This is a genomic window from Cupriavidus sp. TMH.W2 (genome assembly GCF_050847365.1).
Classification (GTDB): Bacteria; Pseudomonadota; Gammaproteobacteria; order Burkholderiales; family Burkholderiaceae; genus Cupriavidus.
In genome coordinates this window covers 1278011-1295196 of sequence record NZ_CP193793.1, presented here as the reverse complement: position 1 = coordinate 1295196, position 17186 = coordinate 1278011, and the positions used below count along the sequence as shown (strand labels likewise).

14 protein-coding genes are annotated in these 17186 nt (G+C 65.4%); 1 reads left to right on the top strand and 13 read right to left on the bottom strand.

Features of this window, described 5'->3' with window-relative positions; translation table 11 throughout:
• Positions 1-141 precede the first annotated feature (141 nt).
• The 4 genes from ACREYQ_RS23470 to zwf form a co-directional block, all read right to left on the bottom strand.
• Positions 142-564 (bottom strand): VOC family protein, encoded by a 423-nt coding sequence (locus ACREYQ_RS23470; RefSeq protein ID WP_432262546.1) that lies wholly within the window; start codon positions 562-564, stop codon positions 142-144.
• A 28-nt stretch (positions 565-592) separates the two neighbouring features.
• On the bottom strand, positions 593-1708 hold the full coding sequence (locus ACREYQ_RS23465; RefSeq protein ID WP_432262545.1) for an NADH:flavin oxidoreductase/NADH oxidase: 1116 nt from the start codon (positions 1706-1708) through the stop codon (positions 593-595).
• A 168-nt stretch (positions 1709-1876) separates the two neighbouring features.
• The gene (glk, locus tag ACREYQ_RS23460; RefSeq protein ID WP_432262544.1) at positions 1877-2860 is read right to left on the bottom strand and encodes a glucokinase; all 984 of its coding nucleotides are present in this window, start codon (positions 2858-2860) and stop codon (positions 1877-1879) included.
• Between the two features lie 51 nt (positions 2861-2911).
• Positions 2912-4339 carry a glucose-6-phosphate dehydrogenase gene (gene zwf, locus ACREYQ_RS23455; RefSeq protein ID WP_432262639.1) on the bottom strand — a complete coding sequence of 476 codons (1428 nt, stop codon included), beginning with the start codon at positions 4337-4339 and terminating at the stop codon, positions 2912-2914.
• Between the two features lie 364 nt (positions 4340-4703).
• Between zwf and ACREYQ_RS23450 the strand changes: the two genes are divergently transcribed.
• The gene (locus ACREYQ_RS23450) at positions 4704-5750 is read left to right on the top strand and encodes a LacI family DNA-binding transcriptional regulator (RefSeq protein ID WP_432262543.1); all 1047 of its coding nucleotides are present in this window, start codon (positions 4704-4706) and stop codon (positions 5748-5750) included.
• 25 nt (positions 5751-5775) lie between these two features.
• On the opposite strand, the gene ACREYQ_RS23445 is transcribed toward ACREYQ_RS23450, so the two are convergent.
• From ACREYQ_RS23445 to ACREYQ_RS23405, 9 genes are all read right to left on the bottom strand, one after another.
• A complete protein-coding gene (locus tag ACREYQ_RS23445) occupies positions 5776-6687 on the bottom strand; it encodes an NAD-dependent epimerase/dehydratase family protein (RefSeq protein WP_432262542.1) in 912 nt (303 codons plus the stop codon).
• 28 nt (positions 6688-6715) lie between these two features.
• Positions 6716-7804: a lactonase family protein gene (locus ACREYQ_RS23440; protein ID WP_432262541.1), complete on the bottom strand. Its 1089-nt coding sequence runs from the start codon at positions 7802-7804 to the stop codon at positions 6716-6718.
• A gap of 5 nt (positions 7805-7809) precedes the next feature.
• Positions 7810-9012: a sugar ABC transporter permease gene (locus ACREYQ_RS23435; RefSeq protein WP_432262540.1), complete on the bottom strand. Its 1203-nt coding sequence runs from the start codon at positions 9010-9012 to the stop codon at positions 7810-7812.
• A 5-nt stretch (positions 9013-9017) separates the two neighbouring features.
• Positions 9018-10562 carry a xylose ABC transporter ATP-binding protein gene (locus tag ACREYQ_RS23430; protein WP_432262539.1) on the bottom strand — a complete coding sequence of 515 codons (1545 nt, stop codon included), beginning with the start codon at positions 10560-10562 and terminating at the stop codon, positions 9018-9020.
• A 33-nt stretch (positions 10563-10595) separates the two neighbouring features.
• Entirely contained in the window at positions 10596-11615 is a 1020-nt protein-coding gene (xylF, locus tag ACREYQ_RS23425) for a D-xylose ABC transporter substrate-binding protein (protein WP_432262538.1), read from the bottom strand.
• A 52-nt stretch (positions 11616-11667) separates the two neighbouring features.
• On the bottom strand, positions 11668-12939 hold the full coding sequence (locus tag ACREYQ_RS23420; RefSeq protein ID WP_432262537.1) for a carbohydrate porin: 1272 nt from the start codon (positions 12937-12939) through the stop codon (positions 11668-11670).
• A gap of 512 nt (positions 12940-13451) precedes the next feature.
• Positions 13452-14558 (bottom strand): porin, encoded by a 1107-nt coding sequence (locus ACREYQ_RS23415; protein WP_432262638.1) that lies wholly within the window; start codon positions 14556-14558, stop codon positions 13452-13454.
• Between the two features lie 163 nt (positions 14559-14721).
• On the bottom strand, positions 14722-15750 hold the full coding sequence (locus tag ACREYQ_RS23410) for a 2-dehydropantoate 2-reductase (RefSeq protein WP_432262536.1): 1029 nt from the start codon (positions 15748-15750) through the stop codon (positions 14722-14724).
• Between the two features lie 3 nt (positions 15751-15753).
• Positions 15754-17118, bottom strand: coding sequence for an MFS transporter (locus ACREYQ_RS23405; protein ID WP_432262535.1), 1365 nt, complete (start codon positions 17116-17118; stop codon positions 15754-15756).
• Positions 17119-17186 lie beyond the last annotated feature (68 nt).

Below are 17186 nucleotides of genomic sequence, written 5' to 3'. Positions count from 1 at the left end.
GAAATCATAGTCACCACTTCGGCGGAGCGTGGCAATCATGGAAATCCCTTTGCGGCACTGCACCAGTCATGATGCAGCGCCGCAAAGCAATGTCTTGATACAAGAGGTTTGTGGGCACATCACGGCGCGCACCAGCCGTAGTCAATTCGCGGGCAGCATCTCGGGATTCCACGCGATTTCCCACAGATGCCCGTCGGGATCCTGGAAATAACCGGCGTACCCGCCCCAGAAGGTGTCCTGCGCCGGCTTGACCACGCTGGCGCCCGCGGCCAGCGCCTGGGCCATCACCGCATCCACCTCTGCCTTGTCGCCGACGTTATGCGCCAGCGAGAAATCGGTCTGCGCGCGCGGCGTCACCGGCAGTCCGCTGTCATGCGACAGACTGGCGCGCGGCCAGACCGCCAGCTTCAGCCCGGACTGCAAGTCGAAGAAGGCCACTGCACCGTGCTCGAACTGCTCGCCGACAATGCCGGCGGTGGGCAGGCCCATGCCGTCGCGATAGAAGCGCACCGCACGCTGCAGGTCATCGACACCCAGCGTGATCAGCGTAATCCGGGGTTTCATGCGCATGCCTCCTGTTTTGACCGGCAGCCTAGCGCTGCCCGAACGCTGCGCCGGCGAACAGGTCCTTCAGTTCGCGCGGCTGCGACCGCCAGTATTGCTTCGGCGCCTGCACGCTCGCCCCCAACCGCGCGGCCGCATGCCAGGGCCAGCGCGGGTCATACAGCATGGCGCGGGCCAGCGACACCGCATCGGCCTCCTGGTTGGCGATGATGGCCTCGGCCTGCTCCGGCTCGGTGATCAGGCCCACCGCAATGGTTGGCAGGCCAACCTCGGCTTTCACGCGCTGCGCGTAGGGCACCTGGTAGCCCGGCCCGAGCTTGATCGCCTGCTGCGGCGACACGCCGCCGGTGGTCACATGGATCGCCGCGCAACCGCGCGCCTTCAGCGCCTTTGACAAGGCCACCGTTCCTTCGATATCCCAACCGCCCGGCACCCAGTCGGTCGCCGAAATACGCATCCACACCGGACGCTCCGCCGGGAACGCCTCACGCACGGCATCGAACACCTCGATCGGGTAACGCATGCGGTTTTCGAGGCTGCCGCCGTATTCGTCATCACGATGGTTGGCCAGCGGCGACAGGAACTGGTGCAGCAGGTAGCCATGCGCGGCATGGATCTCGATCCCATCCAGCCCCAGCCGCGCCGCGCGCCTGGCCGCCGCGACAAAGTCATCGCGCACCTTGTCCATGCCGGCACGGTCCAGCGCGACAGGCGGGACCTCTTCCGCCCCATGCGGGACCGCGGAGGGCGCCACCGCATGCCAGCCACCGGGCGCATCGGGCGCGATCTGCTGCCCGCCATCCCACGGCGCGTGGCTCGACGCCTTGCGGCCCGCGTGCGCCAGCTGGATCGCAATGGCGATCGGCGCATGCGCGCGCATCGCCTTGACCACGCGGCCCAGCGCCGCCTCATTGTCGTCCGAATACAGGCCCAGGTCCTGCGGCGTGATGCGCCCCTCAGGCGAGACCGCCGTGGCTTCCACGATCAGCATGCCGGCCCCGGACAGCGCGAGCGAACCGAGGTGGATCATGTGCCAGTCGCCCGCATTGCCGTCCTGCGCGGAGTACTGGCACATCGGAGCGATGGTGATGCGGTTGGCGAGCGTGAGGTTGCCGATGGCGAGGGGGTCGAAGAGGTGGGGCATGGGGGCGCTCCTGGCGAAGAAGGCTGGCCCGTCCGGGCCCGAATGCGAGATTCTAGGCCGACGCCGGATTTGGTGCAGGGGTTCTCCCGCGCATGCCGGATGCTTATCCATCAGGCACTGCGCGATCGATGCAACGGCGCTGGCTCTCGCCGGTGGCGGGGCTGCGCCTCAGGTCCCGGCAGGCACCGTTCGCGACAGCGCCTCGGACAGGCCCCGCAGCGCGGGATGCGCGGCGGTGACCACGAAGACCGGCAGTGCCTCCAGGTACACGCGCATGCGCCCCTTGGCAAGGAAGCGCTGGCAGAACGGCGAAGCCCGCAGTGCGCCGACAAAGCGCGGGACGATGCCGCCGCCAATATAGACACCGCCGCGCGCGCCGAGCACCAGTGCCACGTCGGCCGCCACCGAGCCCAGCAGGCCGCAGAACACGCGCATGCTGCGCACGCACAGCGGGTCGCCGTGCTGCAGCGCGCCCGCAGTGACCTGCTCGGGCGACAGTGGCGCCAACGGCAACTCGCCCGCTGCTGCGGCCAGTGCAGCATGGATCAGCGACAGGCCGTTGCCGGACAGCAGGCGCTCGGCCGAGACGTGGCCGAAGTCCCGGCGCGCGGCGTGCCAGGCCACCCATTCGTCATCGGTCTCGGGCATGACTTCGATGTGCCCGCCCTCGCCCGCCAGGGCGACCGCGGATGCGCCGACATGACCGGGCACCAGCCCGGACACGCCCAATCCCGTGCCTGGGCCGATCAGCACGCACGGCGCCGAGGGCTGCGGCTCGCCCGCGCGGAGTTGCGCCAGCCCCTGCGCCGGCAGGTGCGGCAGCGCCAGCGCCAGCGCGGTGAAGTCGTTGATGGCCAGCAGCGTGTCCAGCCCCAGCGAGCGGCGCATGCCGTCCACGGAAAAGGCCCAGCTATGGTTGGTCAGCTTGACCTGATCACCAGTGACCGGATTGGCCAGCCCCACGGCGGCGTGGCGCGGCGCCTCTCCCGCGCTGGCCAGGTAGTGGCGCACGGCCGCTTCCAGCGACGGAAAATCTGCCACTTTGAGCGCGGTGATCGGGCCAAGTTGCATCGGCGCGCGCTCCAGCGTGAAACGCACATTGGTGCCGCCGACGTCGGCGAGCAAGCGTGGAAAAGTGCCAGGCAGAGACATGATGTGCAGCTGTGGTTGGATGCGCGCGGCGCGTGGATGGCGCAGCGCGCCTCAGACTTCCTCATGCCACAAGGCGCCGTCGCGCGACAGCAGCGCCGACGAGGCCGCCGGCCCCCAAGTGCCGGCCGTGTAGGGCTTGGCCGGCACCATGCTGTTGCGCCAGGTGTCCAGGATGGGTTCGACCCAGCGCCAGGCCTGCACCTGCTCGTCGCGCCGCACGAACAAGCCCAGGCGCCCGCGGATCACGTCCAGCAGCAGGCGCTCGTAGGCGCCGGCGCGGCGCGCCCTGGAGGACGTGGCCAGGTCGAGGTCCAGCGAGGTGGGCGTCAGCGCCAGCGTGTCGCCCGGCTGCTTGACCAGGCAGTACAGGCGGATGCTTTCTTCCGGCTGCAGCCGGATCACCAGCCGGTTCTGCGTCGACAGGCCAAGCGGCCGGGGGAAGATCGGATGGGGCACTTCGCGGAATTGGATCACGATCTCGGCCACGCGCGACGGCATGCGCTTGCCGGTGCGCAGGTAAAAGGGCACGCCCGCCCAGCGCCAGTTGGCGATCTCGGCCTTGATCGCGACAAAGGTCTCGGTGTGGCTGTCGGGCGCAATGCCCTGCTCCTCCAGGTAGCCCGGCACTGGCTTGCCGCCGATCGCGCCCGAGCGGTACTGGCCGCGCACCGTATTCCCAGCCACGTCCTGCGGGGCGATCGGCTTGAGTGCCTTGAGGATCTTGATCTTCTCGTCGCGGATGGCGTCTTCGCTGAGGCTGGCCGGGGGCTCCATCGCCACCATGCACAGCAGTTGCAGCAGGTGGTTCTGCACCATGTCACGCAGGGCGCCGGTGCCGTCGTAGAAGTCGCCGCGCGTTTCCACGCCCAGTTCCTCGGCAATGGTGATCTGCACGTCCTGCACCCATTCGCGCCGCCACAGCGGTTCGAACAGCGCGTTGCCGAAGCGGATCGCCATCAGGTTCTGCACCGACTCCTTGCCGAGGTAGTGGTCGATCCGGTAGATCTGGTCCTCGCCAAAGAACTTCGCCACGGCCGAGTTGATCGCTTCGTTCGATTCCAGGTCATGGCCCAGCGGCTTTTCCAGCACGATGCGGACAGTGGGCCTGTTCAGCCCGGTTCGCGCCAGCTGCTCGCAGATCGGCACAAAGAGATGCGGAGCGGTAGCGAGATAGCAGACCACCGCCCCGGGCTTGCGCGACAACACCTTCTCCGCCAGCGCATCGAAATGGGCCGGCACGCGTGCATCGGCATGCACGTAGCAAATGCGGGCGCAGAATTTCTCCCATGACTCGGGCAGCGCATGGGCCGGACGCACGCTCTGCTCGAGCGAGGCGACGTAGTCCCCGGTGCCAAGCGGCTGGCTGCCGGTGGCGAGAATGCGAGCCGACGGATGCAGCAAGCCCGCGTGATGGGCATCAAAGAGGGAAGGCAGCAGCTTGCGGCGCGCCAGGTCACCAGTGCCGCCAAACAGCACCATGTCGAAATCGGGCTTGTTCACCCAAGGCTCCTTGTCTGTCTCAACCTGCGCGCGCGGGCTTGCGCAACACGCGTTCCGGCAAGGTTCACGTGCCTTGCCCGGTTTTGCTTTGCCTTGATATGGGACTGACGGCAATGCAAGGGTCCAGGCCAGCCCAAAGAATCCATGCAATTGACAGCGCTGTCAATGCGGGTTTTTGCGGGCTGCCCGGCAATGCGATCTGCGGCATGCCTCCTGCCGACGCAGCGCTTTGCCTGAGACGCCGCGGATAGCGCTGGCCAGCACGCGCAAACTTCGGGCAGGGGTGACGTCGCGACGCGCCAAGCCTTAAAATCCGGGGGTCCATCTCATCTTCACCGTCCCCATGAGAAACAGCAGAACCCTCGGTTCCATTACGGTAGACGATGTCGCGGCAGACGCCGGAGTTTCGATCAAGACGGTTTCGCGGGTTCTCAATCACGAACCCAACGTCAGCGAGAAAACGCGCCTCAAAGTGGCCGAGTCGATGGAAAGGCTCGGCTACCGTCCGAACCCGTCGGCCCGGGGCCTGGCCAGCAACCGCACCAACATCATCGCGCTGGTCTACGACAACCCCAGCGACAACTACGTCGTCAACCTGCAGCGTGGCGCCCTCGATGCGTGCAGCGTGTATGACTACAGCCTGCTGCTGAGCCCATGCAACTACCGTGCGCCGGACCTGAGCGCGCAGATCGTGCAGAACGTGCGGCAGCGCGCGCTGACCGGACTGATCCTGACCCCGCCCGTCTGCGACGTGGCGGACCTGGTGCGGGCACTGGATGAGGTCGGCATCGACTATGTCCGGCTGGCACCGATCGACCGCGAACGCAAGGGCTTGTCAGTGACCTGCGACGACCGCTCGGCGGCGCGGGACATGACGCTGTACCTGATCGGGCTGGGCCACCGCCGCATCGGCTTTGTCATCGGCCATCCCGACCACGGGGCGGCGCACGAGCGTCTGGAAGGCTATCGCGACGCGATGAAGCAAAGCGGCATCCCGATCGACGTGGACCTGGTCGAGCAAGGCACCCATTCATTCGAATCCGGCGTCGAGTGTGGCCGGCGGCTGCTCGCGCGCTCGCCGCGCCCGACCGCGATCTTCGCCGGCAACGACGACATGGCAGCCGGCGTTCTCTACGCGGCGCACGCGCAGGGCATCGACGTGCCCGGCGCGCTGTCTGTGGCCGGCTATGACGACACGCCGCTGTCGCGCCAGGTCTGGCCAAGCCTGACCACCGTGCGCCAGCCGATCCAGGGCATGGCGTATGCGGCGGTCGAACAGATCGCGGCCGGCCAGCGCCCGCAGCACCCCGGGCTCAGGCAGCAGTCGCCGCACAAGACGCTCGGGTACGAGATCGTCGTGCGCGACTCGACGCGCGCCCCGTCCGCATAGACGGGACGCGCGAACTGACAGGATGCTAGCCCGCGATCTGCCGATAAAGATTGTCCTGCGGCGCATAGCCGAGGTACTGCCGGGCGCTGCCGAGATCCCAGTCCATTTCGCCATTGTCGGACACGCCGTTGACGATGACCGAGCCGGCCGGCCAGCCCGCGCCATCGGCGCCCACGGCGGCGATGAACAGGCGGCGCAGGTCGCCGTTGGACAGCCACATATTGCGGAACCAGCGCAGTGCGATGCGGCTTTCCTCGTCAATCGTGGCGCCGGGGGGCGGGGTGTGCGCTGCGCCGGCGTAGTTGATGTCGTTGGGGTCATTCTCGCCAGGCAGGGTCCAGCCGATGCGCAGCGCCACGCTGGTCAGCCCCCCTCCCGAGAGCGCGGCCACCGCCGCACAGAGCCGCTCGCCCATGGCTTTCGAGGTGGCGTAGGCGGTGGAATCGACAGCCTCGACGCCGTTGTGCCAGTGCGTGCCCGGCGCCACGGGCAGCGAGGTGGTCAGCTTGCCCGGGCCGAGCCGGCCGGCCAGCGGCTGATCCTTGTAGCCGCCCATCACGTGGTTGGACGACGCAAAGACGAAGCGGCGCACGCCCTGCTCCGCCGCCGCGCGCAGCACGCTGAGCGTCATATCGTAAGAGGCCATCGCCTGTTGCCAGGTCGCCTCCGGTGTTGGCTGAACGGCGGCGAGATGCACCACGGCGTCGGTGCCGGCCATCAGGCGGGTCCACGCGCTGTCGGATTGCGTGAGATCCGCCGTGACGAATTGCAGGCGGTCGCGGACTTGTGCAGGAAAGCCGGCCGCGTTGCCGGCGTGATCGACACCGATGATGGTGGTGCACCATGGCGTGGAAGCCAGCGCTTCGACGACCTTGCGGCCAAGGTTGCCGGCCGCGCCGGTGACGAGAATGCGGGCAGGTTTAACGAAATCAGTCACGATGTCAGGGTCGATGTCAGGGTCGATGTCAGAATCCCGGTCGGGGGAGCAAGCAAAGGCAGGCGGGAGATTGCAGCCGATAGTCGCGGCCGGCGTGCGTCAGGGCGCCGGTGCGCGCATCGACGCGGAAGATCCGGATCAGCGCGTCGTCCTGCGCTGCCGCCAGCAGGAACGCGCCGTCAGGCGTCAGGACGAAGTCGCGCGGCGTGCGCCCGCCAGCCGGCCACCAGCCGGCTGGCACCAGGCTGCCGGTGGCGCGATCGACCCGCAGCGCGGCAATGCTGTCGTGTCCGCGGTTGCTGGCGTAGACCCAGCCGCCGCCGGGATGAACGCGGATGGCAGCCGCGGTGCTGGCGCCGGTCCAGGCAGGCGGCAGCGTGCTCGCCTCGCACAGCTTGCGTGCCTCGCCCGCGTCGATCCGGTACAGCGCGACGGTCGACGACAGCTCGTTGACGATGAAGAGGAAGTCGCCGGATGCGTCGAAGGCGAGATGCCGCGGGCCTGCGCCGGGCGTGGCGCGCAGTTCGAGGTCTGGCGCCGTTGCGACATGGCCGCCGCGGATCGGATGGCGCGCGACGGTATCAGTGCCGAGGTCGCACAGATAGACACTGGTCCCGTCCGGGCCGGCGACCGCGCAGTGCGCGTGCGGCCCCTCCTGGCGGTCCTTGCGCGGGCCGCTGCCATGGCGGCGCAGCACCACGGGCTCAGCGCGCGGCATACGGTCTGGGTCGAGGCTGAACGCCAGTACCTCGCCGGAGGTGTAGTTCGCCACATAGAGCCGGTTCGCGCCATCGTCCACGCTGAGGAAACAGGGGTCGGCGCCAGCGACAGGAATGCTGGCCAGCGGGCGCAGGCCCGCCCCACCCTCCTCGATGGCAAAGACATCGATCGCCGCGCCGTCGGCGGCGCCGAGCTCGCGCACGCCGTACAGGCGGTCACCGCGCGCGGACGCGGCCAGGTAGGACGGATTCGGCGTTGCCGCGTGGAGCGCGACCTCCTTCAGGGAAACGTCGGCCGGGTCGAACGCGAGCATGTGGATGCCAAGCCCCTTGCCATCCACGTGCGGCATCGCCTGCGTATAGGTGCCCACAGCAAGCAGGATCCGGGCATGGTTCATCTGCCTCAGCCCCGGTTGGAGCCCGACAGCACGTCGATCCAGACCGCCAGCACAAGCACGAAGCCCTTGACGATCATCTGCCACGAGCTGTCGACGTTCATCTGCTGCATGCCGTTGTCCAGGCTGGCCATCACCAGCGCGCCAATCAGCGCGCCGTAGACCGTGCCCGAGCCGCCGCGCATCGACGTGCCGCCGATGAAGCAGGCGGAGATCGCATCCAGTTCGCCGCCGATGCCGGCCGAAGGCGAGCCCGCCGCCGAGCGCGCGGTGGTGATGATGCCCGCGAACGCGCACATCAGCCCCATCAGCGCAAACACCGCCAGCTTGACGCGGTCGACGTTGACGCCGGACAGCCGGGTCGCCTCCACGTTGCCGCCCACGGCGTACACGTGGCGGCCGAACACGGTCTGCATGGCGACATAGGAGAACGCCGCGAGCAGGACCAGCAGGATCAGCACCGGAATCGGCACACCGTTGGCGCGGTTCAGCACCGTGACGAAACCGACCACGGCGACGGCGATGGCCACGATCCGCAGCGCGTCGGCCCAGGCCGGCGCGGACTGGAGTGCCAGCCGGGCGCGGGTGCGCCGCCGCTGCACGGTGAGGAAGCCCGCGGTTGCTACGATTGCCGCCGCCAGCCACCAGGAGATCGCCGGCGGCACGAAGCCCTGGGCGATCATCACGAGATCATCGGGCACCGGCGCAATGGTCACGGCGTCGGTCCCCCATTGCAGCAGGCCGCGGAACGCGAGCATGCCGCCGAGGCCGACGATGAAAGAGGGAATCCGCATGCGCGTCGTCACGAAGCCGTTGGCCGCGCCGATCAGCACGCCGGCGGCGAGCACGGCGGCCACTGCAAGCCATGTGTTCCACCCCAGGTTGACGGTCAGGACCGCCACCAGCCCGCCCAGGAGGCCCAGCAGCGATCCCACTGAGAGGTCGATCTCCCCCGCGATGATGACAAACACCATGCCGCATGCCAGCATCCCCGTCACCGACATCTGCAGGAACAGATTCGAGAGGCTGCGCGGCGTCAGGAAGGTGCCGCCGGTCTTGCCCCAGAAGAACAGCCAGATCAGCGCCACGGCCAGCAGCAGCGCAAGAATCTTGTAGCGCACGAAAATCTGCTGGATCTGGCGGGCATCGATGCGCAGCCCGCCTGAGGCCTCGAGCGGCCGGCTACCGGCTTGGGATTGGATTTTGTTCATGGCATTCAGGCAGCGCGCTGCAGAGGTTGGGTGTTGAGTGCGGCGGCCAGGATGTGCTCCTGGCTCAGCCCCTGGTTGGCGAAGTCGCCGCGCAACTGCCCTTCGCCGATCACGAGCACGCGATCGCTCATGCCCAGGATTTCCGGCAGTTCGGACGAAACCATGATGATGGCCACGCCCGTCGCGGCGAGATCGAAGATCATCTTGTAGATATCGTACTTGGCACCGATATCGACGCCACGGGTCGGCTCATCGAGAATCAGCACCCTGGGCTTGGCCAGCACCATCTTGGTCAGCACCGCCTTCTGCTGGTTGCCACCGGACAGGCCTGCGATCGACAGTGCCGGGCTGGCCGTCTTGATCCGCAGTTGCCTGATCGAGCGGTCGACAACCGCGAGCTCGGCGTTCCGGTCGACGTGTCCGCCGCTGGCGTACTGCGCAAGCGTGGCGAGGGTGATGTTGTCACCCACGCCGAGCAGCGGCACGATGCCGTGGCGCTTGCGGTCTTCCGGCACCAGGCAGACCCCGTTGGCGATCGCCTGCGCCGGTGTCCTGATCTTTACCGGCTTGCCGTCTATCTCCAGCTCCAGCGTCGAGCGCCCGGGATAGGCGCCGAAGATGGCTGAGACGAGTTCGGTCCGGCCGGCGCCGACCAGCCCGGCAATACCGAGGATCTCGCCGCGCCGCACACTGAACGACACATTGTCCGCGCGTTTTCGGCTCGGATTGGTCACGTCCCAGCAGGTGACATTGCGCGCCTCCAGCACGACCTCGCCGATCGCGCGCTCGGTCCGTGGAAACAGCGAGTTGATCTGGCGACCCACCATCATGGTGATGATGTCGTCGACGCTCATTTCCGCGGCCGGGCGGGTGCCGACGTGCGTGCCATCGCGGATCACCGTGATGGTGTCGCAGACGCGCGCCACCTCGTCGAGCTTGTGGGATATATAGACGCACGCCACGCCGCTGCGCTTGAGGTCTTCGATGATCGTCAGCAGCACGTCGATTTCCTTGGCGCTGAGCGAAGACGTCGGCTCATCCAGAATCAGCAGTTTCGCGTTCTTGGCCAGGGCCTTCGCGATCTCGAACAACTGCTGGTGGCCGCTGCCATAGTGCATGACCGGGGCGGCGACGTTGACGTCCGTCAGCTTGAGCCGCGCCAGCAGTGCCTCGGTCTCGCGGTACATGGCGTCATAGTCCATGCGGCCGCCAGGCAGGGTGATCTCATTGCCGAGGAAGACGTTCTCCGCCACCGACAGCTGCTGCACAAGCATCAGCTCCTGGTGGATGATGACGATGCCCTCGCGCTCACTGTCGCGCACCGAATGCGCCTGCAGCGGCTTGCCTTCGCACAGGATCTCCCCATCGAACGTCCCATATGGGTAGACCCCGGACAGCACCTTCATCAAGGTCGATTTGCCCGCGCCGTTCTCGCCGCACAGTCCGACGCACTCGCCCGGCCGCACGGCCAGGCTGATGCCGTCCAACGCGCGCACGCCGGAGAACGTCTTGACGATGTCGCGCATCTCCAGGAGGTAGCCGTTGCTCATCCTCGCCCCCTTTTCATCCGTTTGCCGTAGCGTTTACTTGCCGAAGATCTGCTGGCGCGTGTAGAAGCCATCCTGGATGACGACATCGATGTTCTCTTTTGTCAGCAGCGTCGGCGTCAGCAGCACAGTGCTGACCTTCGTCTTGCTGTTGTCGAACTGGGCGTTGAACTTGGGCGTCTTGCCCTTGACCAGATCCACGGCGAGCTGCGCCGCCGATGCGGCGATGGTCTTGATCGGCTTGTAGACCGTCATGGCCTGGGTGCCCTCGACCACGCGCCGCACGCCCGCGAGATCGGCGTCCTGGCCGGACACCGGCACCTTGCCGGCCAGCTTCTGGCCCGCCAGCGCCTGAATCGCGCCGCCGGCGGTGCCGTCGTTGGAAGCGACAATACCCTGGATGTTGTTCTGGTTCGCGGTCAGCACGTTCTCGACAATGCTCTGCGCCTTGGCCGGGTCCCATTCGGGTGTCCACTGCTGGCCGACGATCTTGATGTCGCCCTTGTCGACCAGCGGCTTGAGCACCTTCATCTGCCCTTCGCGCAGGATGCGGGCATTGTTGTCGGTCGCGGCACCGCCCAGCAGGAAATAGTTGCCCTTCGGCGCCACCTTGATGACCCCCTGCGCCTGCATTTCGCCGACCTTCTCGTTATCGAAGGAGACGTAGCCATCGATATCGGCGCCGAGGATCAGCCGGTCGTACGACACCACCTTGATGCCGGCCCGCTTGGCACTGGCAATCACATTGCCGAGCACCTTGGAGTTGAACGGCACGATGACAAGCGCGTCCACGCCCTGGGCGATCAGGTTCTCGATCTGCGCGATCTGCCGCGATTCATTGGCATTGGCCGACTGCACATTGACGGTGGCGCCCAGCTTCCTGGCCGCATCGACGAAGTAGTCGCGATCATGCGTCCAGCGCTCGACGCGCAGGTCGTCGATCGAGAAGCCGATGACGGGCGCCTCCTTGCTGGCGTGGGCCTCGGCGACAAAAACGGCGTTCCCGGCGGTGAGCGCTGCGGCAACGGCAATGGTCTTCAAGAGTCGGGAAATCATGGCGTGTCTCCTGTCTGCGGGTTTTGTTGTGGGGTGGTGCCGGGCGCGCCGTCTAGAAGGTTACGCCAGATTTCAGGCCCACCACGAACGCATTCTTGTTCTGCGTGGTTCCGCCCGGATGCAGGATGTACTGCAGGTTGGGACGGAAGTACACCGACGGCACGGGCGACCAGCTGTAATACAACTCGCTCACGTACTCGTAGCCATCGCCGACAACGGTGCTCTGGCCGGTACGGGCGTTGGTCTGGCGCACGAAGTCTGCGTGGCGGCCGTTGTTGTGCGTCGCACCAACGGCAAAGCCGATGGTGTCGGCGAGCCGGTCGAACGGGCCCTTGTACTGGACGCCCAGCGCAATCTGGCCGTCGACCTGCGCCGTGTTGCGATCGGCCTGCGAGATGTTCAGGAACACCGTCGCGCCACGGCCGCCGGCGGTGCCCGTGACCTGCTGCTGAAAGTTGACGTATGCGCCATACTGGCCGCTGCGCTGGAGCGGCGCCAGGCCCGTAATGCCGCGCGGGTTGTGGTTGACGTCGTAGTACAGGTCGTTGCCATTGGACGTGTTGTACCAGACGCCTGCCTTGTACGAGCCAGGCCGGCCGCCGAGACTGGGGAGCCAGCCGGCTTCCAGAGGAATCAGCGCCCCGGTGGTGCCGCTGGGGTTGTTCAGCTTCCAGCCGCTATGGCGCGCATAGCTGTCATCGACGTATTTCGGGTTGACCTGGTACACGCCGGTCTGCACATAAGTTTCCTGCGACGTCTGATACTTGACGCGCGCCGCCCATTGGCTGGTCGGCCAGTTGACCCAGTAGTTGCCGACCAGGTTGCCCGGCTGTGAACCACAGAAGGTCAGGTTCTGGAAGTCGCACGAGAAGCTCGCGAAGTCCTCGCCCACGGTCAGGCGGCCGAGCTTGATCTGCAGTCGGTCGTCCAGGAGTTTCTGGTTCAGCCAGAACTGCGTCAGGTGCCAGGTCTGGCCACGTCCGTAGACTTCCTGAATCAGCATGTTGTTGCCGATGTTGGCGTCGGCGCCCAGGTTGCGGCCATTGCGGTCCGTGACCGTGGCCTGGAACGTGGCGCCCTGCCAGCCCCACAGCTTGTTCAGGTCAAGGGTGGTGCCAAACACCCATTGGTCGGTATAGCGCGTCAGCCGGTCGGTGCCGCCGCTGAAGTTGTGCGCCAGTTCGCTGCCGTAGCCAAGATTGAACGTGACGCCCTGTTCGGCCAGGCGGGTGCGCAGGCCGCCCCAGTCACCCAGCAAGTATGGGCTGGTCGTGATGTCGTAGGCATGGGCGCTGGCGGCGCCGATGGCGAGTGCCCAGATCATGCCTTGCACCATCTTGCGTGCGGCACGGGCCCCCTGTGATCGAGATGTAATGCGACTCCCGGAATCCATGAAATGTCTCCTGTAATTGACCCGCCGCGGCTGGCGCGTCGGGCCGTGATTTTGTCTTTTTTCGCCGGGGGCGCCGCCATCAACGTCCCGCGAGGCTAGAGAATCCATCGGAATTGACAGCGCTGTCAACCAAGGGATTTCCCGACCATCGCAGACAGCAAACAGGGGAGGCGTGGAGTTGCCGCCGGGATCGCAACCCGCATACGACGCCGGGCTGGCAAACGCCAACGGACAGGAGAAGTTGAGACGCTGGTCTCGCGAGCGCCACGATCGGCTTCATGGTTGTGAGCGCTCGAGCATTGCGCTCACAACCATGGAATAGTGTGGAAGTCCTTCGACGCGCCAGGGATTCGCTTCGACTTGAGATCCCGCAATGTCGCCTCAGCCGAAGGGCGGGCCTGCGCGCCGGCCCGGATCGTGCGCGCCAGCAAACGGGCTAGCGATCAAAAAATATGGCGGACTCCCACAGCGGCACCGAACATATTGTCCGTCCCGGTGCCCGGAAAATACCCATTGGCAAAGCTGATCGCGGAGGTATCAAAGTTCAGGCCGGAATGCTTCGAGTAAGCCGCCGTCAGGTAGATGTCAGTACGCCTGGACAACCTGTAATCAGTGATGAATGTGAGCTGCCAGGGATTCATGACGTTGATGCCGGCAAGGCTCTTGACGTCGTCATAGTAGTAGGCAAGCGTCAGGCTCAGTGCCGGCGTAGCCTGGTAGGCGCCGCCGATCCAATAGTAGTTGTCGCGCAGCATGGTGATGTCGGTGGCATTCTTGTTCTGCCCCCAGCGATATCCCCCCATGATCCGGGCTGGGCCTGAGGCATAGCTGCCCCCAATGGCGGCCTTCCTGAAAGCACCGGTCCCACCTCCCGCAGCCAGCGTGGGATTGTACTGGTCATAGGCGGCGGTCATGCCAACCGAACCATTCGTGTACACCACTGCAGCACCGTAGCCGCTATCGGCCCGGAACTGGCCGGGTACCTCGCCACCGCCAGCCACGCCATTGCCGAACGACCAATGAGCAATGATCGTCATGCCGCCGAACTGGCCGTTGTACTTGACAGTGTTGTCCGAACGGAAATTCAGGCCCGTCTGAGCGGCGATGGGTTCATACTGAGTCGAGTAGGCGGTGGGCGAGAAGTTGGCAAGCCCTTCAAACAGACTGGTGTACTGGCGGCCGAAAGTGAAACGCCCGACCTGGCTGCGCTCGATGCCGATGTAGGCCTGACGACCGAACAGGCGGCCACCCTGCTGTGACTTGCCATCGTCCAGGCCAAAACCGCTTTCCAGTACGAACAGGCTTTTCAGACCACCGCCCAGGTCCTCGACGCCACGCAGACCGAAGCGCGAACCGGAAAGACCACCGGAATTCATGCGCACCAGGCTGTGTGCGGGACCTCGGCCAAAGGCATTGGCTGCCGACGGAGTGACACTGGAGAAATTGTTGACATACTCGATGTTGGCGTCAACTACGCCGTATAGCGTCACACTTGACTGGGCCTGTGCCGTCCCGGCTATTAATGCTGCGCCCCCAAGCACCATGCCCATCGATTGATTCCAGCGTTGATGAATCACTTTCATTTCTCGCCTCCTTGTCTTATTGGAAGATTTTTGCGAGTTCAGCTTTGAATGCTGGTGAACGGTGCGACCCCACGTGCCTTGGCACGGCGCACAAACCGTAAGTTCAGGTGCCGGGGCAGCTTGACGGTATTCAGCTATCCGTCATACCGCTGACAAGTTGCTGAAGGAGCTCCCCACCACCCCAGTCCCGACGCCCGCCATGCTCTGCCGCATGTACGAGAGCCAGTGCCATGGCATTGCACGGTGCGCTTTGACCAAGTGCCTTCGCTAACGCCACGACCTCGCCATTCAGATAGTCAACCTCGGTTGGCCGCCCATGCTCCAGGTCTTCCCACATCGACGAGCGCGCTGCAGCGTCGATCTTCTGCCGCGCTCCGACCACCAGTTGGTATTCATCGTCCGGCAAGCGCAGCAGTCTGACCATTTCCTCGGGCGGCACTGGCCCGACAGCCCGGGGTCTGATCCCGGCGCCGTTCAGGCAGTGAAGAGCTTCCTCCACGCAGAACGCGAGGCAGCGCCGATAGGCTGCCTGCGCAAGCTGTTCGCGAAGCGGCAATCCGGACAAGGCGTTGATCGGGTTATTCAAGTTCAGCAGCAATTTTCCCCATTGCGTCGCGGCGATATCGGCGCTTTCTGTCACTGGCAGGCCGGCTTGCGCGAACCATGGCAGATAATCTGCCAGCAGCGGGCTGGCCTCGATTTGCAGATTGCCGCTGGTGCCGCAATGCCAATGGCCCGGCCCCCGATGGACGACGTTGAACGGAACCATGCCGGCGAGCACCCGTTTGTCCCGCAAGGCAGCACGCAATGCTGTTGCATTGCGCAGGCCATTCTGCAAGCTGACGACCAGGGCATCCTGCCGCGCATGGCGCCGGATCTCCTCAGCCGCGGCCTGCGTTCCCAGACTCTTGACTGCCACCAGGATCAGCCTGGCCTCTGACAGTACCTGCGGGTCGGTTCGGTAGTCGACTTCACGGGGCTGAAACCCGCATTGCCGCCCCTCCTGGCCGGTCAGCAACATGCCGTGGGCGGCGATTTCCTCACGGATGCCGGAACGGCCCAGATAGATGACCGGCGCACCGGCCGCTGCCAGCCATCCGCCGATGTAACAGCCAATCGAGCCTGCACCATGGATGACGATAGGTCCTGGATTGCTCATGCATTACTCCTGGTTCTTGCGAAGGAATTCTGGCCTGCCTGCGAATGCCATCAGAAGGCTGGCCAAGGCCACAAACAATGCACACAAGGCCACGCCGCCCGCCATGCTTCCGGTCGAGGATTTGATGGCCCCGATCATCGTCGGTCCGGTAAAGCCTGCAAGATTGCTGACCGCGTTGATGATCGCGATGCTTGCCGCGGCCGCCGATCCCGGGAACCGCTCGGTGATGAGGCTCCACATGACTGGCAGATAACCGGTGAGCGTGCCCGCGGTGATCGCCAGGAGCACCCACATCGGTATCGTCTGATTTGGCATCGCGCTATGCCGCAGCCATGCGCAACCGAGCAAGGCTGCGGCACCGACCGCGCCCAGCACCACGACATGCATGCGTTGCTCCCGAAGGCGAACTGAGCTGTGCGCGATCAGAATCGTGGCCACGATAGTGGCTAACCCAAGACCACCCGAGAGCAGTCCGATTCTGGCGATGTCGGAGACCCCGCTCTCTTTGATCAGCTGTGGCGAGAAGAACGACACCACGACGCCGCCAAACTGGAAGCCGAGGTACATGAGGCAGAACACCCACAGGCGTGGGTCCGCCAGTACCCGCATCAGCGGCATTTGGGTTCGCGCAGCGCAGTCCTGGGCGATATTGTGTTGCAGTACTGCCTTTTCCTCGGGGGACAGCCATTTGGCATCCTCGATCCGGCTGTCCAGATAGCGCCAGACCAGGACACCCAGGACCAGCGTGGGCAGGGCTTCGGCCACGAACATCCACTGCCAGCCCGAATACCCCCAGACGCCGTGCAACCCCGTCATGATGTAGCCCGACACCGGCCCCGCCACGGTAAAGGCAATCGGCAGGCAGACAAAAAAGGCGGCCAGAACTTTAGTTCGCCGCGCCGATGGAAACCAGTAGGTGAGATAGAGGATGATGCCCGGGAAGAAGCCAGCTTCAGCAGCGCCGAGCAGGAAGCGCAACGCATAGAACGACGCCGCGCTCTGCACGAACATCATGGCCGCCGAAATGAGGCCCCACGTAATCATGATGCGGGCGATCCAGATCCTGGCGCCGACCCGCTCGAGGATCAGGTTGCTCGGCAACTCCATCAGGAAATAGCCGATAAAGAAGATGCCCGCGCCGAGTCCATATACCGCATCGCTCAACCCGAGCTCCGATGCCATCTGGAGCTTTGCAAAGCTGACGTTGATGCGGTCGATGAAGGAAAAGCCATAGCACATCAGGAGCAATGGCATCACGCGCCAGATGACGCGTTTGTAGAGCGCATCCTGCTGGAACTCAGTGAATCGGCGGGTCGATTCGCCTCGAAGCAACGTCATCGTGTCGACCTGGGCTTGCGCTGGGGACATTAAGGATCTCCTCATTCCTGATTGGCATCGTGAGAGGGGCTGCACGAATGGAACCCCGCTCCTGGCGG